The organism is Devosia marina (assembly GCF_009758415.1).
GTDB classification, from domain to species: Bacteria; Pseudomonadota; Alphaproteobacteria; order Rhizobiales; family Devosiaceae; genus Devosia; species Devosia marina.
The window spans coordinates 1-22,728 of record NZ_WQRF01000010.1; the positions used below are offsets into that span (position 1 = coordinate 1).

Annotated in this window: 24 protein-coding genes; 15 read left to right on the forward strand and 9 right to left on the reverse strand. The window is 60.9% G+C overall.

Features of this window, described 5'->3' with window-relative positions; all coding sequences use genetic code 11:
* Nucleotides 1-131: 131 nt before the first annotated feature.
* The 3 genes from GO014_RS17220 to GO014_RS17230 all read right to left on the reverse strand — a co-directional run bounded on the left by GO014_RS17220 (nucleotide 132) and on the right by GO014_RS17230 (nucleotide 1,877).
* Nucleotides 132-704, reverse strand: a complete 573-nt coding sequence (locus GO014_RS17220; protein WP_157291571.1) for a TadE/TadG family type IV pilus assembly protein — start codon at nucleotides 702-704, stop codon at nucleotides 132-134.
* On the reverse strand, nucleotides 701-1,231 hold the full coding sequence (locus GO014_RS17225; RefSeq protein ID WP_157291572.1) for a TadE/TadG family type IV pilus assembly protein: 531 nt from the start codon (nucleotides 1,229-1,231) through the stop codon (nucleotides 701-703). The genes GO014_RS17220 and GO014_RS17225 overlap by 4 nt, the downstream gene beginning before the upstream one ends.
* Nucleotides 1,232-1,397: 166 nt before the next feature.
* Entirely contained in the window at nucleotides 1,398-1,877 is a 480-nt protein-coding gene (locus tag GO014_RS17230) for a pilus assembly protein N-terminal domain-containing protein (RefSeq protein WP_157291573.1), read from the reverse strand.
* 350 nt (nucleotides 1,878-2,227) lie between these two features.
* Between GO014_RS17230 and GO014_RS17235 the strand changes: the two genes are divergently transcribed.
* The 9 genes from GO014_RS17235 to GO014_RS17275 all read left to right on the forward strand — a co-directional run bounded on the left by GO014_RS17235 (nucleotide 2,228) and on the right by GO014_RS17275 (nucleotide 10,779).
* Complete coding sequence (locus GO014_RS17235) at nucleotides 2,228-2,434, forward strand: Flp family type IVb pilin (protein ID WP_157291574.1); 207 nt, start codon at nucleotides 2,228-2,230, stop codon at nucleotides 2,432-2,434.
* A gap of 121 nt (nucleotides 2,435-2,555) precedes the next feature.
* Entirely contained in the window at nucleotides 2,556-2,765 is a 210-nt protein-coding gene (locus tag GO014_RS17240; protein ID WP_157291575.1) for a Flp family type IVb pilin, read from the forward strand.
* A gap of 92 nt (nucleotides 2,766-2,857) precedes the next feature.
* A complete protein-coding gene (locus GO014_RS17245) occupies nucleotides 2,858-3,388 on the forward strand; it encodes an A24 family peptidase (RefSeq protein ID WP_343031001.1) in 531 nt (176 codons plus the stop codon).
* A 209-nt stretch (nucleotides 3,389-3,597) separates the two neighbouring features.
* The gene (gene cpaB, locus GO014_RS17250; protein ID WP_157291576.1) at nucleotides 3,598-4,512 is read left to right on the forward strand and encodes a Flp pilus assembly protein CpaB; all 915 of its coding nucleotides are present in this window, start codon (nucleotides 3,598-3,600) and stop codon (nucleotides 4,510-4,512) included.
* 13 nt (nucleotides 4,513-4,525) lie between these two features.
* A complete protein-coding gene (locus GO014_RS17255; protein WP_179953004.1) occupies nucleotides 4,526-5,947 on the forward strand; it encodes a type II and III secretion system protein family protein in 1,422 nt (473 codons plus the stop codon).
* Nucleotides 5,948-5,971: 24 nt separating this feature from the next.
* Nucleotides 5,972-7,246 (forward strand): CpaE/TadZ family protein, encoded by a 1,275-nt coding sequence (locus GO014_RS17260; RefSeq protein ID WP_157291578.1) that lies wholly within the window; start codon nucleotides 5,972-5,974, stop codon nucleotides 7,244-7,246.
* Between the two features lie 38 nt (nucleotides 7,247-7,284).
* Nucleotides 7,285-8,775 carry a TadA family conjugal transfer-associated ATPase gene (locus tag GO014_RS17265; protein ID WP_157291579.1) on the forward strand — a complete coding sequence of 497 codons (1,491 nt, stop codon included), beginning with the start codon at nucleotides 7,285-7,287 and terminating at the stop codon, nucleotides 8,773-8,775.
* Nucleotides 8,776-8,777: 2 nt separating this feature from the next.
* On the forward strand, nucleotides 8,778-9,752 hold the full coding sequence (locus GO014_RS17270; RefSeq protein ID WP_157291580.1) for a type II secretion system F family protein: 975 nt from the start codon (nucleotides 8,778-8,780) through the stop codon (nucleotides 9,750-9,752).
* A gap of 16 nt (nucleotides 9,753-9,768) precedes the next feature.
* Entirely contained in the window at nucleotides 9,769-10,779 is a 1,011-nt protein-coding gene (locus tag GO014_RS17275) for a type II secretion system F family protein (protein WP_116589428.1), read from the forward strand.
* Nucleotides 10,780-10,955: 176 nt separating this feature from the next.
* Here the strand turns inward: GO014_RS17275 and GO014_RS17280 are convergent, their stop codons facing one another.
* Nucleotides 10,956-11,699, reverse strand: a complete 744-nt coding sequence (locus GO014_RS17280) for a tetratricopeptide repeat protein (RefSeq protein WP_157291581.1) — start codon at nucleotides 11,697-11,699, stop codon at nucleotides 10,956-10,958.
* A 173-nt stretch (nucleotides 11,700-11,872) separates the two neighbouring features.
* Between GO014_RS17280 and GO014_RS17285 the strand changes: the two genes are divergently transcribed.
* A complete protein-coding gene (locus GO014_RS17285; RefSeq protein WP_157291582.1) occupies nucleotides 11,873-13,222 on the forward strand; it encodes a leucyl aminopeptidase family protein in 1,350 nt (449 codons plus the stop codon).
* Here the strand turns inward: GO014_RS17285 and GO014_RS17290 are convergent.
* From GO014_RS17290 to GO014_RS17300, 3 genes are all read right to left on the reverse strand, one after another.
* Nucleotides 13,210-13,905 (reverse strand): YqaA family protein, encoded by a 696-nt coding sequence (locus GO014_RS17290; protein ID WP_157291583.1) that lies wholly within the window; start codon nucleotides 13,903-13,905, stop codon nucleotides 13,210-13,212. The genes GO014_RS17285 and GO014_RS17290 overlap by 13 nt on opposite strands.
* 83 nt (nucleotides 13,906-13,988) lie before the next feature.
* Nucleotides 13,989-14,927 carry a 2-hydroxyacid dehydrogenase gene (locus tag GO014_RS17295; RefSeq protein WP_157291584.1) on the reverse strand — a complete coding sequence of 313 codons (939 nt, stop codon included), beginning with the start codon at nucleotides 14,925-14,927 and terminating at the stop codon, nucleotides 13,989-13,991.
* Nucleotides 14,928-15,006: 79 nt separating this feature from the next.
* Entirely contained in the window at nucleotides 15,007-15,783 is a 777-nt protein-coding gene (locus tag GO014_RS17300) for a c-type cytochrome (protein ID WP_157291585.1), read from the reverse strand.
* Nucleotides 15,784-16,066: 283 nt separating this feature from the next.
* On the opposite strand from GO014_RS17300, the gene GO014_RS17305 reads away from it, so the two are divergent.
* Nucleotides 16,067-16,888, forward strand: a complete 822-nt coding sequence (locus tag GO014_RS17305) for a prephenate dehydratase (protein ID WP_116589422.1) — start codon at nucleotides 16,067-16,069, stop codon at nucleotides 16,886-16,888.
* Between the two features lie 22 nt (nucleotides 16,889-16,910).
* Here GO014_RS17305 and GO014_RS17310 read toward each other — a convergent pair whose 3' ends face one another.
* Nucleotides 16,911-18,890: a putative bifunctional diguanylate cyclase/phosphodiesterase gene (locus tag GO014_RS17310; RefSeq protein WP_157291586.1), complete on the reverse strand. Its 1,980-nt coding sequence runs from the start codon at nucleotides 18,888-18,890 to the stop codon at nucleotides 16,911-16,913.
* 20 nt (nucleotides 18,891-18,910) lie between these two features.
* Complete coding sequence (locus GO014_RS17315) at nucleotides 18,911-19,399, reverse strand: putative pterin-binding protein (RefSeq protein WP_157291587.1); 489 nt, start codon at nucleotides 19,397-19,399, stop codon at nucleotides 18,911-18,913.
* 204 nt (nucleotides 19,400-19,603) lie between these two features.
* Between GO014_RS17315 and dapD the strand changes: the two genes are divergently transcribed.
* From dapD to GO014_RS17335, 4 genes are all read left to right on the forward strand, one after another.
* Complete coding sequence (dapD, locus tag GO014_RS17320) at nucleotides 19,604-20,446, forward strand: 2,3,4,5-tetrahydropyridine-2,6-dicarboxylate N-succinyltransferase (protein ID WP_157291588.1); 843 nt, start codon at nucleotides 19,604-19,606, stop codon at nucleotides 20,444-20,446.
* Between the two features lie 89 nt (nucleotides 20,447-20,535).
* Nucleotides 20,536-21,012 (forward strand): DUF805 domain-containing protein, encoded by a 477-nt coding sequence (locus GO014_RS17325; RefSeq protein ID WP_157291589.1) that lies wholly within the window; start codon nucleotides 20,536-20,538, stop codon nucleotides 21,010-21,012.
* 17 nt (nucleotides 21,013-21,029) lie between these two features.
* Nucleotides 21,030-22,184 carry a succinyl-diaminopimelate desuccinylase gene (dapE, locus tag GO014_RS17330; RefSeq protein ID WP_343031002.1) on the forward strand — a complete coding sequence of 385 codons (1,155 nt, stop codon included), beginning with the start codon at nucleotides 21,030-21,032 and terminating at the stop codon, nucleotides 22,182-22,184.
* Entirely contained in the window at nucleotides 22,181-22,720 is a 540-nt protein-coding gene (locus GO014_RS17335) for a hypothetical protein (RefSeq protein WP_157291590.1), read from the forward strand. Before dapE ends, GO014_RS17335 begins: the two co-directional genes overlap by 4 nt.
* Nucleotides 22,721-22,728 lie beyond the last annotated feature (8 nt).

Sequence of the window (22,728 nt, forward strand, 5' to 3'; positions counted from 1 at the left end):
ACAGCGGAAAGAACGGCTCGATCCGGCGCATCTGTTTCAGCGTCAACATCAGCAAATCACTCAAGGCAGCACCTCCTGCCACCTTGAATCACTGCTCATCATTCAACTCAACAAATTAATGTGTCCTGACCCTAGTTGATCGAGATGGGGTCGCCGAAGCGCGGCAGGAAATAGGCGGAGCGATACAGGTTGACCGGCGCGTCGAAGATAAGGCCCTGCAAGGGAGTGTAACTGTAGCTGGCCTCGGCGGCGATAACCATGTTGCCCCGCGAGATATCGATCATGGCGTCAGGAAGTGCGTAAGCGCTGCCCACGGTGTGGGGTGTGACATTGGTGTAGCTCTCGCCTTGATACTGGCGTGTCCAGATCACCTCGGTCGACCCGTCGCTTTCGACCCATACCGCGGTCACCACCTGCAGGACGTCATTGGACTCGAAGGGCGCCATGATCCCGCTGGCCGCCAGAAAGAAATCCTGCATCTGGCTGCTGGCGATGGTGCCGTCAGCCCGCGCCACGAGGTCACCAATGGCGCCCGCCACCGACTGCACCTTGCGGTCCACGGTAATCAATGCACTCGCTTCCAGTGTGCCGAGATAGGCGAACAGCATGACCGGCAGGACAAGTGCAAATTCTACTACCGCAACGCCCTGTTCGGCGCTACAGACCCGCTTAAGCCCGTTCAGAATTTCGCGAATCCTGCTCATGAAAATGGCTCGTTCTGGAATACGGTTGCCGAGCCCATCAGTCGCCGGCCATCGCCAAGGTTCGACATGCCAAGGACGCCCAGTCGTATCGCAACCGGATAGCGATAATAGACCTGAACCAGCGTTACGGACTTGCCATTGCCAGGCGTCCAGGTCTCGCCCACTGTCCAGTCGCAGGGGGCCTCACAATTCGTGTCGAGTGGTGGTTGCAGATCGGCTGATTGGAAATCGGCCAGCGTATTGACCCTGATGTGCAGCCCGGCGCAATCGGGGAACAGTCCGTAAAGGCGACCGCAGATGTCAGCGCGAAATTCTTCGATCGTGGTTCCGGCGGCCTGCACCTGGCCCGTGCGAATGGTGCGCGCGGCATCCTGAACGGCGCTTTCCAGGATTTGCGAGGACAGGAAGATCACCGAGGTCTGCATAATTGCCCCGATAATGCCGAAAAAGGGCAGAGCGAGCAGCGCAAATTCAATCGCCGTCACACCGCGCTCGTCGCGCGTCAGACGGCGGCTCTGCCGCTTCATCCTGTGCCAGCTTTTGCCGTACAATTTGCTTTGGCTCCCGCGTACCCGCTTTGGAGCCACACTAGGGGCATACCCTCACTCAATGGTTAGGAAGACTGACGCAAAACCTGGGATTGCCCCTTAGGGTAAATGCCGCCTTAACGGGTATCCACGATCCGGCACGGCCCTAGTTGGCGGCTGACTGCACCAGCTGGGACGAAGCCAGGACCTGACCCGAATAACCGGTGTCGTCGCCCATCATCACCACGGGCTGGCAAGTTGGTGCGCAGGACAGGGTGGTCCGGCTCTGTCCCTGATAGACAGTCATGATGCCGGCGCTCATCTGCACCACTTCCACCAGCGTGTCTGCAACTGGCTCGCCCCGGCTGTCCAGCACGATCAGATTGGTCTGGCCATAGCTCTTGCCGGTCAGGATCAAGGTTTGCGGATCCTGTATGGTCACATCGGCAATGCCGGGATTGCCCACAATGACGGTCGCAGCCGGTGCACTGATGCGCAAAATGCGTGCCATGTTCACATTGACACTGATCGGCGCACCGTCCTGGGCCAGGGCGGGCATCGGCGCCGCAAGAGTTGCGGCAAGCAACAGGGCAGTGGCGGCAAAACGGAACATGGTGCAAACCTGGGTACTGATACGCTGTGCCATACGATCCACCCGAATGGTAAATACTTGGCAAACGCCATGGGATTGATCGCTCATGCGCTCGGTGTCGGTGCTGGACGAGTATAGATCATAAGGTCGGCTCAACATGAATGTGTCTGCAAAGTATCCGCCATTCTCAATTGTCAGGGTTTGGGCAGTTGTTTCATTATTAAAAGTTTATCTACTTGTTAAACGTCGTGTTTACCAGAAAAACGGCAATCCGTCGCAATCACGGGGTCGGCCTCTCGATTAACGCTATTTCAACGTGTGGCGGCTAGCGTCAGACCATGTTCGATGAGTGACGTGGTCCGACACTGCGCTCACCCGAGGACGTGTAAAAAAGGAGCCTGGGAATGAATATTTTCGCACGTTTCGCGCAGGATGAGTCGGGCGCGACGGCAATCGAGTACGGCCTGATCGCCGCACTCATCTCTGTTGGTATTATCGCTGCCGTTTCCGTTCTGGGTGGCACTCTCAATGACGTGTTCACACGTATTAATACCGACCTGACGGGCAATATGCCGGCTGCCGCCGGTGGTGGCGAAGGCGGTGGCGGCTGATCCCGATTAGGGTATCACGCAAATAGTCGATCACGTCCAGAATGTGCTCGACTAGGAATACATCGCGGGCTCCCGCCTTCGGCAGAGCCCGCGATTTCGATTGTTGCGGTGAGGATTGCCCATGTCTGGACCTAAAAGGATCGGTCAGCGTCTGGGTGCAACGCTGCGCGGTCTGGTCTTCAATGAAGATGGTGCAACCGCAATTGAATACGCACTAATTGCCTCGCTGCTTTCCATGGCTGTTGTGGGGTCCGCTTTTTTGCTGGGCGGCGGCGTTGCAGATCTTTGGGCCCACGTCCGTGACGAGGTCGTCGCTGGACTTGCCCTATAGGCGGTACCTACGTCTTCCCGTTCGCTAATTCTTAAGCGTAGTCGTGCCAACAATGGTGCGGTCCGGCAGTTTTGCTTTGCGTGGAGGATGACGTGTTCCATTACCTAGCCCTGTTTTTCTTCCCCCTGGCCATGGCCTTTGCCGCGTCGTCTGACCTGTTGACCATGCGCATCTCCAACAAGCTGGTCTTGCTTCTGGTGGTAGGTTTTGTGGCAATGGCGCTCATCGTCGAACTGCCATTGCAGCAGTTCGCCATGCACGTCCTTTGCGCCTTTGTGGTGCTGGTTGTCGCTTTTGGTCTGTTCGCCATGCGCTGGATCGGCGGTGGCGATGCCAAGCTGGCCGCTGCGACCACGCTCTGGCTCGGCTTTGTCGGCCCCTCTGGAGATCCGACATTGCTGGTCTATCTGGTGCAGTCCGCCCTACTCGGTGGGGTGCTGACCCTGTTTATCCTGATGCTGCGGCGCCTGCCGATCGATACCTTGTTTGTCGATCGGCCTTGGCTGGGCTGGCTCAATCGTCTGCACGATCCCAAGCAGGGCGTACCCTACGGCATCGCCTTGGCGGCGGCCGGTCTGCTGACCTATTCCAACACCGCCATCTTCGAGCGCCTTACGGCCTGAGCATCAGTATTCAGATTTTTGTAGAGGCCGCCGGCGAAATAATCGCTGGTGGTCTTTTTGCTTCATGCTTTGCGCACTCGCAAAAAGCAAGCGTTCATAACTTGTTAACGCCTTCTGCAAAGCCCTGATTAACTAAAACTTGACCCTTTGCTTCCATAGTTCATCCGGTGGAATTGGGCCAGTAGGCTCGCGTACAACCGGAGTAGGGCATGAGACCCGCGCGTATCATCCTGTTATTGGTTGCCCTTGTGGCAGGTTCTCTGGCGGCCTTTCTGGTCATGCGGGGCAGCGCGCCACCGGCACCGACAACTGAGGTGAGGACCGAGGTCGTCCAGGAAGCCAAGACCCAAATTCTGGTGGCCAAGGCTCCGATTGGCGTTGGCGAGCGGCTCAACCCGGCGCGTGTGGAATGGCAGGACTGGCCTGAAGGCGCCCTGCGCACCGAATATGTGACCGTTTCGGCCATGCCCGACGCGCCCGAGCAGCTCACCGGCGCTGTCGCCCGTTTCGAATTCTTCCCCGGCGAACCAATCCGCGAGGCCAAGCTGGTCCGTGCCGATCAGGGTTATCTCTCCGCTGTGCTCTCGCCCGGCAAGCGCGGTGTTTCTGTCACTGTGACGGCAGCCTCCAGCGCTGGCGGTTTCGTGGTGCCCAATGACCATGTCGACGTGCTGCTGACCACCTCCACCGAGATGGGCCAGCGCTCCGAGGTCATCTTGTCCAATGTGCGCGTCCTGGCCCTGGGCAAGCGGCTTGGCGAAATGGGCGTCAGCGGTGGCGATGAAACCGGCGCTGAAGACAGTCCCAACCCCACCACCTTCAACGATTCGACGATTGCCACGCTCGAACTCGATCCGGCCCAGGCCGAAACCCTGGTCAACGCCTCGACCCGGGGACGCCTGAGCCTGACCCTGCGTTCCGTGGCCGATTTCAATCGCGTCGAAACGGGCGTGCCCACCAATCAGGCCGTCCGGCTGATCCGCTATGGCCGGGAACGGAGCGTGCTCGCCGGCAGTGCCATGTCCGCTGACGCCAATGATTACAGCACCCCCGAAGTCAACAATCTGCCCGGCAACAATCAGGCCCCGGAGGCGTCCTCGACGCCCCAGATCCTGCCGCAATAGAGGCGAGACAATGATGGACAAGCCAATCAATTCGACACTGCGCAGGGTCTCGCGAGGCGCCGCCACGCTCGGCCTGGCCGCCCTGTTGGGCGCCACTGCCGCCGTCACTCCGGCCATGGCGCAAGCCACCCCGGCCCAGGTAACCATCGCCGCCTCGGCCTATGGCGCGGTGCGTTCGCTCGATGTCGAGCTGAACAAGTCGGTCATTGTCGATCTGCCCGCGGGCGTTGCTGAGGTCATCGTGTCCCAGCCCGATGTGGCTGCTGCGATCATGCGCACCCGCACCCGCGGCATCATTCAGGGGGTCACTGGCGGCAACACCAATGTCTTCTTTCTTGATGATCAGGGACGTACCATCCAGGTGCTGGACCTGCGCGTCATTGAAGAGCCCTCTCAGGTCGGCAATGCCCTCGAAGATGCCCTGCGGCGCGTCATTCCCGGCTCCCACATCAGTGTGGAATCGGTGACTCTGGGCGATGAAACCAACCGCGTCGTTCTGACTGGCACCGTGCGTTCCGCCGAGGACAAGGACCGCGCCATGGCGGTGGCGGTTCAGTTCGCCGGTGCTGCGGAGAACGTGGCCAGCATTATCGACGTCGCCGGGGCCCAGCAGGTGATGCTGCAGGTTACCGTTTCCGAGGTAAAGCGCGACATCGCCAAGCAGTTCGGCATCAACTTCGGCGCCCTGCTCAATGTCGGCACGCTGAACCTGTTTGAATTCACCAACCGACTTCTGACCGACTCCTTCCCCACCGATGGGCTGAATGTCGGCTACAATGACGGCAACGGGAATTCCGTCGCGGCAGCGGTCCGTGCGTTGGAAGGGCGTGGGGCGCTGCGCGTTCTGGCCCAGCCGACCCTCACCGCAATTTCGGGACAGGAAGCCAAGTTCCTGGCCGGTGGCGAATTGCCCTATTACACCTATGACGACGAAGAGAACACACGCACGGTGATCTTCAAGCCCTACGGCGTAGAACTGTCATTTGTGCCAACGGTGAAGTCCAACGGTACGATCGGCCTCAAGGTCGATACCTCGGTCTCTGAGCCACAGGCCGATTTCTCAATTACCAAACGTCAGGCGGCCACATCGGTGGAATTGCCCAGCGGCACAACCCTTGCCATTGGCGGTTTGCTGCAGGAATCGGCCAGCCAGGACATTCGCCAGTTCCCGTTGCTCGGGGACATCCCGATCCTGGGCGCCTTGTTCCGCTCGCGCGACTACCAGACCCAGCAGACCGAATTGGTCATTCTGGTTACCCCCTATCTCGTCTCGCCCAGCCCGGCCAACTCCATTCCCGTGCCGACCGACCGCACAGTGATGGCCAGCGACGCCGAGGGTATCTTCCTGGGCCGGCTCGAGACCATCTACGGCGTTGGCGCCACCGGCGAATTCCGGGGTGCGTTCTCCGGAAATGTCGGCTTTGTTTTGGACTGATTGCGGATCAGGAGCACTACACCCATGAGTTTCCTCACCCCTGACCAGCCAGCCCAGGCAGAAGAGCCGGCAGCCGAGATCGCCTCCGGCGCACGCCTTGTGCCGCGCATCACCATCCAGGCCTTCTGCGAACATTCTCAGTCGGCCCAGCTGGTCGAAAGCGCAATGCATGACCGGCGCATGTCCAAGGTGGCTCTGACCACCCACAATGGCGGCATCGACGGTGCGGTCGAGACCTACAAGTCAAACCCCACGCCCAATCTGATCATTGTCGAAACCACGCTGTCGCCGGACCAGATTCCGTCCGCGCTCGAAAAGCTTGCCGAGGTCTGCGACGCCTCGACCCGCGTCATCGTGCTCGGCCATGTCAACGACGTCCTGCTCTATCGCGAGCTGATCCGTTCGGGCATTTCTGAATATATCGTGCTCCCGGCCACCTCGTCCGAGATCGTCACTTCCATCACCGATCTCTATGCCGCTGAAGGTGCCGCCCCGATCGGGCGCACTGTCGGCTTCATTTCGGCCAAGGGAGGCGCGGGCAGCTCCACCATTGCACACAATGTGGGCTGGGCCATTGCCACCGGCCTGCGTCAGGATTGCCTGATCGTGGATATGGACCTGCCCTTCGGCACGGCAGGCCTCAACTTCAATCAGGACCCGCCGCATGGTCTGGCCGATGCGGTTCTGGCCAACCAGAAGGTTGACCAGACCATGCTGGACCGGCTGATGAGCAAGGCGGCCAACCACATCAATCTGCTCACCGCGCCCGCCACCCTGGATCACACCTGGGATTTCGAGGAGCGGGAGTTCGAACAGGTCCTTGAGATCTGCCAGAAGAGCGTGCCGCTGATCGTGCTCGACATTCCCCATGGCTGGACGGGCTGGACCCGGCAGACCCTGGCGTCGATCGACGATATCGTCATCGTCGCCGAACCGGACCTGGCCAATCTGCGTAACGCCAAGAATATGGCCGATGCCATCAAGGCGCTGCGCCCAACCGACGCCGGCCCACGGCTGGTGATCAACAAGCTCGGCGTGCCCCGCCGGCCCGAGATCAGCGCCACTGAATTCGCCTCCTCGGTGGAATGCGAACTGATCGGACAGATCGGCTTTGATGCGCAGCTTTTCGGCACGGCGGCCAATAACGGGCAGATGATTGCCGAGGTCGCGGCCAGCAACAAGATTAACGAGATCTTCTCCAATATCGGCATGCATGTCACCGGCCGGCAGCCGGGTCATGCGCCGGCAAAAACCGGGAGCCTGCTCAAGCTTCCATCCCTGTTCAAGAAGCGGGCCTGAAGCCAGCAAGCGTAGAGACCAGGACGGTAGGGACTTTCATGTTTGGCAAGCGCACCACATTTGGCGGCAATACGCCCGGACTGAGCGAGGCGCCACGGCCCGTTGCCAGTCCATCGCCCGCCCCGGCACCTGCGCCGCAGCGCCGCGCCAGCGATGACGATGGCATGAGCGCGCGCATGCGCACCACCGATGAGGTGCTCGACGTTCGCGCACCCGCCGATGCCCAACGCGCCAAGGAATATTTCCAGACCAAATCCGCCATTTTCAACGCGCTGATCGACTCTATCGATCTCAGCCAGCTCGCCACAATGGAGAACCAGGCCGCGCGTGAGGAAATCCGCGATATCGTTGCCGAGATCATCGCGCTCAAATCCATTGTGATGTCGATTTCCGAGCAGGAAGACCTGCTCGAGGATATCTGCAACGACGTTTTGGGCTATGGCCCGCTCGAGCCCTTGCTGGCACGCGACGACATCGCCGATATCATGGTGAACGGTTCGCAGAAATGCTACATCGAAGTGGCCGGTAAGGTGCGCCTGACCAATGTGCGCTTCCGCGACGATGCACATCTGATGAATGTCTGCCAGCGCATCGTGTCTCAGGTCGGCCGCCGCGTCGATGAAGGCTCGCCCATCTGCGACGCGCGCCTGCCCGACGGTTCCCGCGTCAACGTCATTGCCCCGCCGCTGGCCATTGATGGCGCCGCGCTCACCATACGTAAGTTCAAGAAGGACAAGCTGACCCTTCAGCAGCTCGTCAAATACAATTCCATCTCGCCCGAAGGTGCCGAAGTGCTGCGCATTCTGGGCCGCGTGCGCGCCAATGTGCTGATCTCGGGCGGTACCGGCTCGGGCAAGACCACGCTGCTTAACTGTTTGACCGCTTTCATCGAGAAGGATGAGCGCGTCATCACCTGCGAGGACTCGGCCGAACTTCAGCTCCAGCAACCCCATGTGGTGCGCCTTGAAACCCGTCCGCCCAATCTCGAGGGCGAAGGCGAGATCACCATGCGCGATCTCATCAAGAACTGTCTGCGTATGCGTCCCGAACGCATCATCGTGGGTGAGGTGCGTGGCCCGGAGGCCTTCGACCTGCTCCAGGCCATGAATACTGGCCACGACGGCTCGATGGGCACGCTGCACGCCAACTCGCCGCGTGAGGCTCTTTCTCGTCTCGAATCCATGATCACCATGGGCGGCTATGCCTTGCCCAGCCGCACGATCCGCGAGATGATCGTCTCTTCCATCGACGTCATCGTCCAGGCCGCGCGCCTGCGCGATGGCTCGCGCCGCATCACCCACATTTCCGAGGTGCTGGGTATGGAAGGCGATGTCATCGTCACCCAGGACGTCTTCCTCTACGATATCATGGGCGAGGACGCCAATGGCATGCTGCTGGGCAAGCATCGCTCCACCGGCATCACCAAGCCTCAATTCACCGAGCGCGCCCGCTACTTCAACGAAGAAGCCAATCTGGTCGAAGCGCTCGAAAAGGCCAATGTCGAAGAGCATGAGATTTTGAGGGGCTGACCATGATTACGCTCGTTCTTGTCGCGCTCTTCGTCGTCACCATCGGGGCCGCCGGCTTTGCTCTGGTGCCCTCGGCTCTGGGCAATAAGCGCGCTGAACAGCGCATGAAGGCATTTCAGGGCGATATCCGCGCCAATCGCCGCGAGGCCGACGCCAGCCGCACGCGCGAAGACCGTCGCCGCTCCGTGCAGCAGGCTCTCAAGTCCCAGACCGACGCGCTCAATGCCAAAAAGCGCCTCAGCCTGCCCGACCTGATCTTTCAGGCCGGCATGACCATCAAGCCCGCGGCCTTCATTCGCAACAGCATCATTTTTGGCGTGGTGCTGTTTGTGGTGCTCGTCATTGTCCAGGTGCCGTTCTATTTCGCCGCGATCTTTGCGGTGGCAGGCGGTTATCTGCTGCCGCGCTTTTATGTTGCGCGCCGCCGCAAGAAATATCAGGACCGCTTCCTCGATGAATTGCCTAACGCTGTCGAAGCCATCGTGCGGGGCGTCAAGACGGGTCTGCCGCTCAACGATTCCATGCGCGTGGTGGCCAAGGATACCAAGGAGCCGGTGCGGTCCGAATTCGCCCGCGTGCTGGATCAGCAGAGTTTTGGCCTGTCCATGACCGAGGCCGTGCAGGTTCTGCTCGATCGTGTCCCGCTGCCCGAAGTTAATTTCTTCGTCGTGGTCATTTCCGTGCAGCAGCAGGCCGGTGGTAATCTGTCCGAAGCGCTGGGTAATCTGGCGCGCGTGCTGCGCAACCGCAAGAAGATGAAGCAGAAGGTCAAGGCCATGTCCTCCGAGGCCAAGGCTTCGGCCGGTATCATTGGCTCGCTGCCCTTCGTTGTGGCCACCCTGGTGTCGTTGGTTACGCCGACCTATTTGCAGCCGCTGTTTGTTACGCCGGTCGGTAATATTTGTCTGGCCGTGGGCGTGCTGATGCTCGCAACCGGCATTTTCGTGATGAACCGCATGGTGCAGTTCGAAGTTTGAGCCGGGGTCATCATCCATGAACATCGTCGAGCTTCTGACCCAGCGGGAATTCCTCATCGCCGTGTTGGCGGCCATTTCCGCAGCCGCAGTGGTCTTCACCTTCGGGTCGTCCATGATTGTCCGGCAGGACATGAAAAAGCGCATCAAGCGCGTCGCCGTCGAACGCGACCGGATGCGTGCCGAGGAAATGGCGCGCCTGCGCGGATCCTCCGGTGCCGATGGGCGCAGTTCGATTCGACGTGGCAAGGAACCGAAGTCCTACATGAAGCGCGCCGTCGAGCGCCTCGATCTGAAGAAGGCCTTCCAGGACGATACCACCGTGGACAAGCTGGCCATGGCCGGGCTGCGCGGACAGGGCGAGTTGACCAAATTCCTGTTCCAGCGTCTGGTCTATCCGATCGGCATTTTTGCCTTTGCCGCTTTCTATCTGCTCTTCGTGACGCCCGGGGATCGCCCACTGTTCCTGAACCTCGTCTATGCCATCGGCGCAGGACTGGTCGGCGCCTATCTCCCATTGCTGCTGCTCAGGAACCGGACCCAGAAGCGCCAGACCTCCATCCGCCGCTCCTGGCCGGATTGTCTCGATCTACTCCTGCTGTGCGTGGAAGCCGGCATGTCGATGGAACACGCCTTCAAGCGCGTCGCCAAGGAAATCGGCGGCCAGTCCGCTGAACTGGCCGAAGAGCTGACATTGACCACTGCCGAATTGTCTTTCCTCGAAGACCGCACCCGCGCCTACGAAAATCTGGGCCGTCGCACCGGCCTTGATGGCGTCAAATCGGTGATGACCGCCCTTATCCAGGCCGACCGCTATGGTACCTCGGTGGGCCAGGCCCTGCGCGTCATGGCTGAAGAAGGCCGTGAAGCGCGCATGATGGAAGCCGAAAAGAAAGCCGCCGCTCTCCCCCCCAAGCTCACCGTGCCGCTGATTCTGTTCTTCCTGCCGGTGCTGTTCATCGTCATCCTGTCCCCGGCCATGATCCAGGTCTTTTCCGGTTCGGTCGCCACGACGATGGGCGGGAACTAAGCCGGCGGCCGTGGGCGGGCGTCGGCCTGCCTGTCCTGAGCGATCTCTTCGGCCAGCACGATCGACAAATTTTCGGGACCACGGAAATCACTGCGTCCTGCCACACTGGTCCATGCAGCAGGCATAGGTCGCAGGACCGGCCTTGGGGAGATAGACGATGAGCAGATTGGGGGGCGTTAGCCCTTCTCGATCATGTCCCAGCGGTTCTGCTGGGTAAGCAGCGCCCGGACATAGGCCATATTGGCCTCGACCTGGTCGGGCGGCAGCTCGGCAGCATAGAGGGCGCGGCACTCGTCGAACCGGCCTTGCAGGCCCACCACCAGCGCCAGGTTTTGACGCGTCTGCGTATTTGCGCCGCGCATCTGCACCGCCCGGCGCAAATGCTTCTCTGCGGCCACCAGATCATTGGTCATGGCATAGGACAGACCCAGATTGGTCTCGATCGAAGCCTCACCTGGCGCAATGACCCCGGCCTGGACATAGAGCTTGCGAGCCTCCTGGTGCCGCCCGGTCTGGTCCAGCGTCGCGCCAAGCACCAGCAGCGCGTTCCAATCCGGCGCATCTGGCCGGATCACATTGCGCAGCACTTCGATGGACTGTTCGAATCGTCCGGCGGCTGTGAGTGCCTTGGCATAGGCCACGCTGATCGCCACATCGCCGCTATGGTTGGGCATCGCCTGTTCCAGGGCCGCCGCCGCCTGTTGCGGTTGACCAGCCGCGCGCAGAGCGGCTGCATAGTGAATTACCGTGGCGCGGTCCGTCGGATTGGCGCGATAGCGCGCGGTCAGTTCGCTGAGATTAGCGTGGTTTTGCGCCGCGCTCATGCCGGCATAGTCCGCGCTGGCCAACTGTCCGCGATTGGATGCGCAGGCCGAAAGTACAAGGGCTGCAACGCCTGCCAGGAGCAGGGGGCGCAACATTCCGCTGATCCGTCCTGGGTTGAACAATTTGCACTCCGGGCCACTGACGGGCCATGTGATCTCACCCAAGAGCAATAGATCATTAACCCTAACGCGCAGTTAAACCGCGATCCTGTGGCGTTGTGCGCCCGTGTGGTCCCGGCTAGACAAGTGCGACGAAACGGAGATCTGCCATGACTGACCAAGCCGCCATTCCACTGATTTTCATTCCCGAGAACGGGGTGGAGGCCGGGCCACTGGACGATGGGCAGCGGGCCTGGGCCAAGGCCAATGGCTTTGCCGGCCAGCAGGGTCGTCTGCTGGCAATGCCTGATACCAAGGGAGGCATTGCGGCCTGGTTGTTCGGCACCGGCACTGACCAGCGGCGCCCCGTTTTCGTCGCCGGGCTCGCAGCCGCAGGCCTGCCTGAGGGCGACTATCAATTGCGGGGCGATTATGGCGATCCGACCCTGGCCGCCATTGCCTTCCGCCTCAGCGCCTATCGCTTCGAGACCTATCGCGCCGCCCCGCCGGCGCCTCGTCTGGTTCTTCCCGAAGCGGCCGATACCGGGGAAGTCGAGCGGCAGGTCGCTGCCGCCAGCCTGACGCGCGATCTGATCAACACCCCTGCCAATGATCTGGGTCCCGATGCCCTCGAGGCCCGCGCGCGGGATCTGGCAACCCGCCACGGCATGAGCGTCACTGTCATCAAGGGTGATGACCTGCTCGAACAGAATTTCCCTTTGATACACGCCGTAGGCCGTGCCAGCGCCCAGGCGCCGCGCCTTATCGATATGCGCTGGGGCAGGGATACCGATCCCAAGGTGACCCTGGTTGGCAAGGGCGTCACCTTCGATACCGGCGGTCTCGACATTAAATCGGCCGCCGGCATGCTGATGATGAAAAAGGACATGGGCGGCGCGGCCAATGTGCTCGGGCTCGCCCATGCCATCATGGATGCGGGGCTCCCGCTTCGCCTGCGGGTATTGCTGCCCGTCGTTGAAAACGCCATTGCCGGCAATGCCTTCCGCCCCGGCGACGTCCTGCGCTCGCGCGCCGGCATCAGCGTCGAAATCGGCAATACCGATGCGGAAGGCCGGTTGATCCTTGCCGATGCCCTGGCCCTGGCCGATGAAGAGGCTCCGGACCTGCTGGTTGATATGGCAACGCTAACCGGTGCTGCCCGCGTTGCCCTTGGTCCGGAATTGCCTGCGCTTTATTCCACCGATGATGGCGTGGCGGCTGATCTCGCTGCCGCAGGGCTTGCGGCCGAAGATCCGCTCTGGCGCATGCCGCTCTGGTCACCCTATGCGAGCCTGCTCTCCTCTCGCATTGCCGATCTGAACAACACCGCCAGCGGCGGACATGCCGGGTCTGTCACCGCGGCCCTGTTTCTCAAGCGCTTCGTGGACAAGGCCGGCGCCTGGGTTCATCTCGACATTTTTGGCTGGGCGCCCGAGGCACGGCCCGGCCGTCCGGCCGGCGGCACCGATCAGGCCATTCGCGCAATATACGGCCTGCTCCGGCAGCGTTACTCGGCCTGATCCGGGGCCTTCGGGCCAGGAATGATATCGGTGCCGGTGGTCCGCTCGATTACCTGATCGGTCACTTCGGTGCCATGCTTGGGAAACAGCATCGGCGCGGCGGCAAACCCGCCGATGACCGCTACCAGCATCACCCAGCCGGCCCATTTCTTGTGCTTCTCGATGAAGTTGCTGGCCACCGGTCCAAAGAAATAGAACAGCCCGCAGGGTACGAAGAAGCGCAGGCCTCGGCCAATGAAACCGTAAAGAATAAAGGTCCAGATATCGACACCGGCTACGCCGCTGGTGATGGTGACGATCTTGTATGGGATGGGCGTCACCGCACCGATCATGATCATGAATGGGCCATTGGCAACAAAACTGTCGCGCAGTTGCTCGAAACTTGCTCCGGCGCCGTAGAACTCCACGATGCCTTTGCCAATGGTATCGAACAGGAAATAGCCGATCGCATAGCCGAATATCCCTCCCACCACCGACGAAATGGTGCAGATGGCCGCCAGCCGCCAGGCGCGCCGACGGTCCGCCAGGATCATCGGCGCCAGCATGACCTCGGGAAACACCGGGACGATCATCGCTTCAAGAAAGCAGATCAGCGCCAGGATCGGCTCGGCCAAGGGGTGCCCCGTGGCGGCCTTCAGCCGATCATAGAGCCCCGGTTTTTCCTGCTGCGCTGTATCGGTCATGCCTCTCGACCGGCTCCCTTTGATCTTATCCAGCCTGCTTGAACGACACACTGGCTCATGACCAGTGAATTTTATGTGTCGACCTAATATCCCCGTGCGCGGTCCACCACATTTGGCAGCGCCTTGCCCTGCTCGTGCTCAGTGAGCACCTGCGTAAAATAGCGCACACCGCTCTGCTCGTTGGAGATAGCAGCGATATGTGGGGTAATATAGCAATTCTCGATGGCCCAGAGCGGGCTCTCCTGCGGCAGGGGCTCGACTTCGAACACATCCAGGCTCGCCGCTCCCAGCGTTCCGTCCTGAAGTGCCGCTGCGATATCGGCTTCCTTTTGGTGACCGCCCCGCGCCGCATTGATAATGACCGGGCCACCAGCCAGCCGATCGCGGCGCAGCTTGGCAAAGGTGGCGCGATTGAGAATGCCCGTGGTTTGGGGCGTCAGCGGCAGCAGATTGACCAAAATATCGGTGCCTGCGAGAAACGCGTCGAATTCGGCCTGGCCGGCAAAGCCCTCCACCCCGTCCATGCCCTTGGGCGTGCGGCTCCAGCTTCGCAAATCAAAGCCGAGCGGCTTGAGGCGCCTGGCCGCGTCCTGTCCCAACACGCCCATGCCCATGATGCCCACCGTGGTCTCGCCTGCGGCGGGCGGGTAATACTGGTCCCAGCGGCGCGCCTTCTGGTCGGCCTGAAACCGCGTGAACTGGCGGTGATGCATGGTGACATGGGCCACCACATAATCGCTCATCCGCTGGCTCAGATCTTCGTCGACAAACCGCACGATCGGCGCATCGGGCAGGTTGGGGTGCTTGAGCAACGCGTCCACCCCTGCGCCGAGCGACAGCACTGCCTTGAGGTTGACTAGCCCGTCAAAAGCGTCGGCCTGTGGCTTCCAGACGAAGATATAGCGAATCTCGGTCGGGTCGAAACTGTCTCCTCGCCGCACCACGGGGTAGGGCGCCAGCGCCTCTGAAAACGCCCGAGCCCAGCTCGCTTCATCAACATCGGAAAGGTGCAGCAGCAACATCGACAACGGTCCTTGATATGAAAAAAAGCCGCACCTTGGGGCGCGGCTTTCTTGAGAATCTCGTCAGTCAGGCAAAGCCTTACTGGCTGGCGGCCGGCGCTTCCGGGCTTGCAGGCGAGGTTTCCTGCACAGGCGTGCCTTCCACCCGCCTATCCGACTGGGTCGCAGTCGGCGTTTCCACGGCGGCACCCGGCTCGGTTGTCACGGTCTCTACGCTAGCATCCTCAGGCGCAACTATTTCTTCGGGAATGGTCTCGACTTCGGTGACCTCGCCTCCGGCCGGAGCTGCCTCTTCTGCGGGCGCCGCTTCCGGTTCCGGGAACGGCACGGGGTCTGCGGCAAGGGTCTGCAGATAGGCCAGGATGTCGGCGCGTTCCTCGGGTGAACGCACGCCGGCAAAAGCCATCTTGGTACCCGGCGCGTAGTCGCGCGGATTGGCCAGGAAGGCGTCCAGGTTTTCATAGGTCCAGGTCTGCCCTTCGGCCTGCTGCTGCAGCAGAATGTCCGAATAGGCAAAGCCCTCCATATGGGCCTTGGGGGCGCCGACGATATGGTAGAGGTTGGGGCCCTGCTTGGCCGCTTCGCCCTCACCAAAGGTATGGCAGCTCTGGCACTTGCGCACGGCGGCAGCGCCATTGTCCACACTGGCACTTGCCAGTAGCACCGGCAGCGGTGTCACGGGCACTTCTTCCACCGGTGCGCCGGCTTCGGCCACTTCCGGTTCGGGCAAGGCGTAGCCGGGGCCGCGGTTCTCGATCGGGTGATAGATGGCTTCAGCCAGGAACCCAGCACCCATAACGAACAACAGGGTGCCGAGCACGGCGCCGATGATCTTGTTTAGCTCAAACGAATCCATTTGGTCTCTCTGCCGGTCCATCCCCTGTGGACAATTTCCCGAGCCAGCCCAAACTGCGATCCCGTAACGGAATCTGCCTCAACCGGCCGGCTCGACGCGCGCGGAACATAGTATCAAGACCACTTCTGGCGCAACAGGTCAAACCGCCGCGGCGATGACCGGGCAGTGGAAAATGGCCTATGCGAGACGATTCTCCGCGCCACTGCAGATGCAGCCTGCAGATTGACTCCATACTGAGCCCGCGCCACAACCCGCCTGCCTTTCTATTCACGGATGACCATCAATGACCAAGAAGATTGCTTTCCAGGGCGAACCCGGCGCTTTCAGCCACGCGGCTGCCGCCAATGTCTTTCCCGGCGAAGAGTTTCTTGGCTGCGTCACCTTTGAGGAAACGCTCAATGCGGTGCAGTCCGGCAAGGCCGATTTTGCCGTGGTTCCGGTAGAGAACTCACTCTATGGCCGCATCACTGACATTCACCACCTGCTGCCCGAAAGTGGCCTCAACATCATTGGCGAGACCTATCTGCGGGTGGAAATGACCCTGCTCGGCGTGCCCGGTGCCAGGCTTGAGGATGTCAAGGCGGTGCAATCGCTCTCTGTTGCGCTGGGCCAGTGCCGCAAGTTCATCTCTGCCAACGGCCTGCGTACCATCAATGCCGTCGACACCGCCGGCTCGGCCCGCGAGATCGCCGAAAAGGCCGATCCGGCCGTGGCCGCGATTGCCTCGCACTTTGCGGGGGAAATCTACGGGCTCACTGTGCTGGCCGAAAACATCGAGGATGCCGACCACAACACGACCCGGTTCCTGGTGCTCTCGCCGACCGAGCAGCTCGCGCCCAACGAAGGCAAGGTGAAAACCACCTTTGTCTTCCGGGTCCGCAACGTGCCGGCCGCACTCTACAAGGCCATGGGCGGCTTTGCCACCAATGGCGTGAATATGACCAAGCTCGAAAGCTACATGGTTGGCGGCGCCTTCACCGCCACCCAGTTCTACGCCGATATCGAGGGTCACCCCGACGATATCGGCGTGCAGCACGCCTTCGAAGAGCTGGGTTTCTTCACCGATTATTTCCGCATCCTCGGCGTCTATCCGGCGGCCGATTGAATAACAAGACCGGCGACAGTTTTCATTCTGGGCACTGCCTGCGTTTGTCCTTTCGGCGTGCGGGCAGTGGCTGGCCAGGCAGCGCCTTGTTGATTTCCCTTATCTGGGCGCATGCCATGTCAATCGGAACAGGTTTGCCGAAGAAATATCCCTGTCCGATATCGCAGCCCGTGCCCTGAAGCAGTTCCAGCTGTTTGTGCGTTTCAACGCCTTCCACGACAACTTTGGCGCCGGTCTTTTTCGCCAGGACGAGAACGGCCTCGATAACCGATAGGCCGATGGAGTCGGTGTCGAGATCGTTCACAAAGGCACGATCGATCTTGATTTCGTCCCAGTGAAACGTCGTGAGATAAGAAAGAGACGAATACCCCGTGCCAAAATCATCCAGCGCGAGGGAAACACCCAGATAACGCAGTTCGGAAAGCACGGCGATGGGCTGTTTTGGATCGGCCATCATCACCGACTCAGTCACCTCGAGCTTCAGCCTGTCCGGTGGCAGCCGCGTTGCCATAAGGGCGTCCGCTGTGGTCTCCATGATTTCGCCCTGCATGATCTGGATGACCGACAGGTTGACCGCGACCTGAACGTTGGGCGGCAGACGCAGAGCGTCCTTGCAGGCACAGGCAATCATGTGCTTGCCGATGTCCACAATCTGCCCGGAAGCTTCTGCGATCGGAATGAACTCGTCCGGCGGGATTGGCCCCAACTGTGCGTGATGCCAGCGCGCCAAAGCTTCGACCCCCACCACCGCGCCGGTCACCAGGTCGACCTGGATCTGGTAGTGCGGCGTGATTTCACCCTTGCCGATGGCATCCCGCAGATCATTTTCGAGGGTCAGGCGGCGCTCGACCATCTCGCGAAGCGATTGATCATAGACGGAAACTGAGCCTTTCTTTCGCGCTTTGGCTTCGCTCTGCGCCAGGTCTGCGTCTTCGAGCAGTCCGCGCGCGTTCTGGTTCTGTCGAGTAGAAATGGCTATCCCCGCTGTCGCACTGATCGTCACCGAACTGCCGTCAATCTCGAATGGCCGTTTGAGTGCCTCCAGCGCGCGATCGGCAATGGTCTGGGCCTCCGCCTTGTCGCGCAGGTGCAGGAGTGCTGCGAATTCATCGCCACCCAGGCGGGCGACGACATTGCCCGGCGCGGTCGAAATTATCTCCTCCAGCCTTCTGGCCGCCGCGATGAGCAGCTTGTCGCCAAACATGTGGCCCCATGTGTCATTGATCAGCTTGAATCCATCCAGATCAAATACGATCACCGCCGTATGGCTGGCATCAGCGTCTGTGGGCTGGTTCGTGTCCGGAAATGCCGTCCGGTTTGCCAGGCCGGTCAGTGGGTCGTGATGCGCCAGATAGGCGAATTTGTCCGCCGCGCGGCCAACCTGTCGGTGCGCCCGGCGCAGGGTACGGTTCTGGAAAGCTGACACAATTAGCATGATGGCTGCCGAAGCCAAGGCCGTAACCACCAGATAGTGCTGGGTTGCTTGCTTTTCTGTCAGCGTCTGGCGTATCGCAGCCGCCTTGTTGACGGCTGAATCGGTTGCCTCTGCGCCAATCTTTTCGATGGTGGCCCCAACCGGCGCCAACGTGTCGAGCAATTGCGAAGCTGTAGCGGTGCTGTCCAGATTGGACATTTCCGCATCGACCGATTCAAGAAGGCGCATCAACTCGTCATAGGCCCGCCCGCTTTCGGGGTTGGACGCCAGGAATTCGCCGTAGCCGCCGACACTCCAGCTATCGAGCCGTCCCAGCAGAATTTGATAATATAGTTTGGTGTTGTCGGCGTCGGCCTGCCGCCCCAGAGCTGCGTAGCGCGCGAGGTAGGCTTCCAGCTGCGCTGCTTCAATCCGGCCATGCGCACCGATCCACGAAACATCGAAGCGCATGGAGTTTCGCACGGCGTCGGCTGTGTCCTCGACCACGCGCGCATGCAGCACTGTCGCAATGCCCAGCACGACGATGATCACGACCGCGAATTGCCGAAACCAGACGAATTGCAGCATGGTTGGCCAGAGTCTTCCGTTTATTTAATCGTAATGCTGCGAACCTGCCACGCCGATCGGGCATGATAGAGATCGGTCCGAAGCGCCTCGAAGTCATCGAACGGGTAGATGATGAAAAGGGGGCCCTTGTTGCGCACCGACATGAATTCGCCATCCTGCTTGAGTGCCAGCAGCACCGGGTAGGCCGAGAAGTCCGATAGGGGAATTGTCGTGCGATAATTGTTCAGCGCCAGAACGTCGGCCTCTGTCCCTTGGGCGCCCACATGAGCAAGCAGCCTATCCATCGGGACGCCCTCAAATACCGGGCTGCCGTCATGCCAGGGTGTAGCGGTGACGATCTGGCCAGATCCGATTGCCTCGAGCTCAGACCGCGTAAAATCGCGTGGGACACCGCCTTCGATGGCGCCATCAATGGTGAGGATGACTGCCTCTGCTTGCGCCAGTACCGCGAAAGGAGTCACGCCGGTAGCGAGCAGGACAGCCGAAAACAGCAGAGCTATCGTCTTCATGGGTGCCTCTCAGATCCATTAAATTCCCATCTTGCAGCAATTCAAAAAACGTCAGGTAAACGTAGCCAGCCGTTTTCTCCGCAATTTCTTCATTCGCGATTTGACATGGCCCGCGCTGCCCAGCGCATCGTCTCGCCCGTTGACTCGCGGGCGGCCCCGGCTATGGTCCGCGCGACGAAAACCACGCAGCCGCTCAGGAACCCTATGTCGTACACCCAGCTTGCCCAGACCATCGACACCGCCTTCGAGAACCGCGCCGAGGTCAACTTTTCAACCACGGGCGAAGTGCGCGATGCCGTCAACGAAGCGCTGAACCTGCTCGACAGCGGTCAGGCTCGCGTCGCCGAAAAGGTGGATGGTTCCTGGCAGGTCAATCAGTGGCTCAAGCGCGCCGTGCTGCTCTCCTTCCGCCTCAACGACAATGAGCCGATGACCGGCGCGCCGCAGGGCTCTACCTGGTGGGACAAGGTGCCCACCAAGTTCGAGGGTTGGACCGACAATACCTGGCGCGAAGCCGGCTTCCGCGCCGTGCCCGGCGCCATCGTCCGCCGCTCGGCCCATATCGGCAAGGGCGCCATTCTGATGCCTAGCTTTGTCAATCTGGGGGCTTTTGTCGGTGAAGGCTCCATGGTCGACACCTGGGTCACGGTCGGCTCCTGCGCACAGATCGGCAAGAATGTGCATCTGTCCGGCGGTGTCGGCATTGGCGGCGTGCTCGAACCGCTTCAGGCCGGCCCGACCATCATCGAGGACAATTGTTTCATCGGCGCCCGCTCCGAAATCGTCGAGGGTGTGGTCGTGGGCGAAGGCTCGGTGATTTCCATGGGCGTGTTCATCGGCGCTTCCACCAAGGTGGTGAACCGCCAGACCGGCGAAATCCATATGGGCTATGTCCCACCCTATTCGGTAGTCGTTTCCGGTTCGCTTCCGGGCAAGCCGTTCCCAGATGGCACCCCAGGCCCGAACCTTTACTGCGCCGTCATCGTCAAGACCGTCGACGCCCAGACCCGCTCCAAGACCGGAATCAACGACCTGCTGCGGGACTAAACGGAGGGCTGGCGCTGGTTTAGACGGCGCCAGCATCCTACTCTGATGCCGGCGGGGCCTGATTCCTGCATCATGAGAGGGGGACAAAGATGGACAATATCAAAGCGCTTTTGACCACCACCGAGGGGCGCATCGGCCGTCAGCAATGGTGGATCGGCATCGTCGTGCTGATCGTCATTTCGATCGTTGCCAGCATTGTGCTGAGCATTCTCAGCTTCGGCAATGGCACGGTCATGGCCTGGTTCGGTGTGCTCATCAATCTGGCGCTGATCTGGCCGAGCTATTGCCTCGGCATTAAGCGCCGCCACGATCGCGACAACAACGGCACCGACCTCAAGATTCTGATCGCGGGATCCGTGCTGCTCAACCTGCTCGCGGCAACGGGCATCGGCTCCTCCATGACCGACATGGGCGGCGTGATGATGCCGGTTCCCTCCATCTGGCTGGGCGCCCTCAACCTCATCTTCGCTATTTTCGCAATCTACATGCTGGTCCAACTCGGCTTCCTCAAGGGCACGGCCGGACCCAATAACTATGGTCCCGATCCGCTGGACGGTGCCGCCTGAACCTAACCGGAGCCGTCGTGACCATCGAACCAGCTGACCTGCTCGCCCGCCTCATCGCCTGCCCTTCGGTCACTCCCGAGGAGGCGGGCGCGCTCGATCTGCTGGAGGTCGAACTCGAGGCCATCGGCTTTGCGGTGACCCGACTGCGGTTCGAGGGTGACGGCTCCTATCCGGTCGACAATCTCTTTGCCACCAGAGGGCAGGGCGGTCGCCGCCTGCTCTTTGCCGGCCACACCGATGTCGTCCCGCCCGGCGACCGCGCGAACTGGACGTCCGATCCGTTCACCCCGCGCGTCGTAAACGGCGTCATCTATGGCCGCGGTGCTGCCGACATGAAATCAGGCATCGCCGCTTTTGTTGCCGCCTGCGCCGACATCCCGACCGAGGCCGGCACCATTCAGCTCGCCATCACCAATGACGAGGAAGCCGACGCCATCAACGGTACTGACAAGCTGGTTGCCTGGATGGCCGAGAACGGACACCAGTTCGACTTCGCCATTGTCGGCGAGCCCAGCTCCACCGAAACTCTGGGCGACAGCATCAAGATCGGTCGGCGCGGTTCCTTTTCGGGCAAGGTCACCGTCACTGGTACGCAAGGTCATGTCGCCTATCCGCACAAGGCCAATAATCCGCTCCCGGTCTTGGCCGCTATCGCTACGGCACTCTCTTCCGAAAAGCTCGACACTGGTACCGATCATTTCCCTGCCTCCAATCTCGAGCTAACCACCATCGATGTCGGCAATCCGGTCAGCAATGTCATTCCGATGAGCGGAACACTGCGCTTCAATATCCGCTACAACGACACCTGGACCCCCGAAACCCTGGCCGATTGGATTCGCGCCCGCATTGCCAGCGTCGATCCCAACGGCACTGACATTATCTTTGAGGTTTCCGGCACGCCCTCCCGTGCCTTCCTGTCCCCACTGGGCAGTGACATTGAGACGCTTTCGGCAGTCATTGCCGAACGCAATGGCAAGCCGCCCGAATATTCCACCGGCGGCGGCACCTCGGATGCGCGCTTCATCGCCCAATATGGGCCCGTGGTTGAATGCGGTCTTGTCGGCCCGTCCATGCACAAGGCCGATGAGCACATCGCCCTGGCCGATCTCACTGGCCTGACTGAAATCTATACAGCCTTCATGCGCCGCTACTTCGTCGGAGACCCGGCATGAAGATCATCAACGCCCTGCGCCAGTCGGTCTATGGCTGGATCATGATTCTCAGGAACGAAGCCGGATGGCAGGCGCGCTTCCGCTTCACCCGAGCGGGCCTGGTGACGGCTTTGGTGCTGTTCTACCTGTCTGCCTTCCTGGCAGTGGTGCTGGGCTCGCTCAATTATGGCGTGCCAACCCTGGGCGAACTCACCGCAACGCTTGTGTTTCAGTCCCTGTTTCTCGCGGCGCCGCTCATCGGCATCTACGGAACCCGCTATGCGCTGCGCCAGCGCGATCCCGTTCTGCCGCTGCTGGTCCCCAGCATTTATGCGCTGACCTTCTATGTCGGCCTGGGCGCTTTGCTTTCGCTCACCATAGGGTTTTTGTTGCCGCTGCTTTGGCTGGCGCTGGCCTATATGTTCTTTCGCCTGGGGCGGTTGGCAGGCGGGTGGAGCATCGGCGTTTGCGTCGCCTTTGCAGTATTGACGGTGCTGCTCCTTGCCGGAACGCCCATCGCACTCTACATCATGCCAGCACCCGTTCCCGCCGCCTGAGCCGAGTC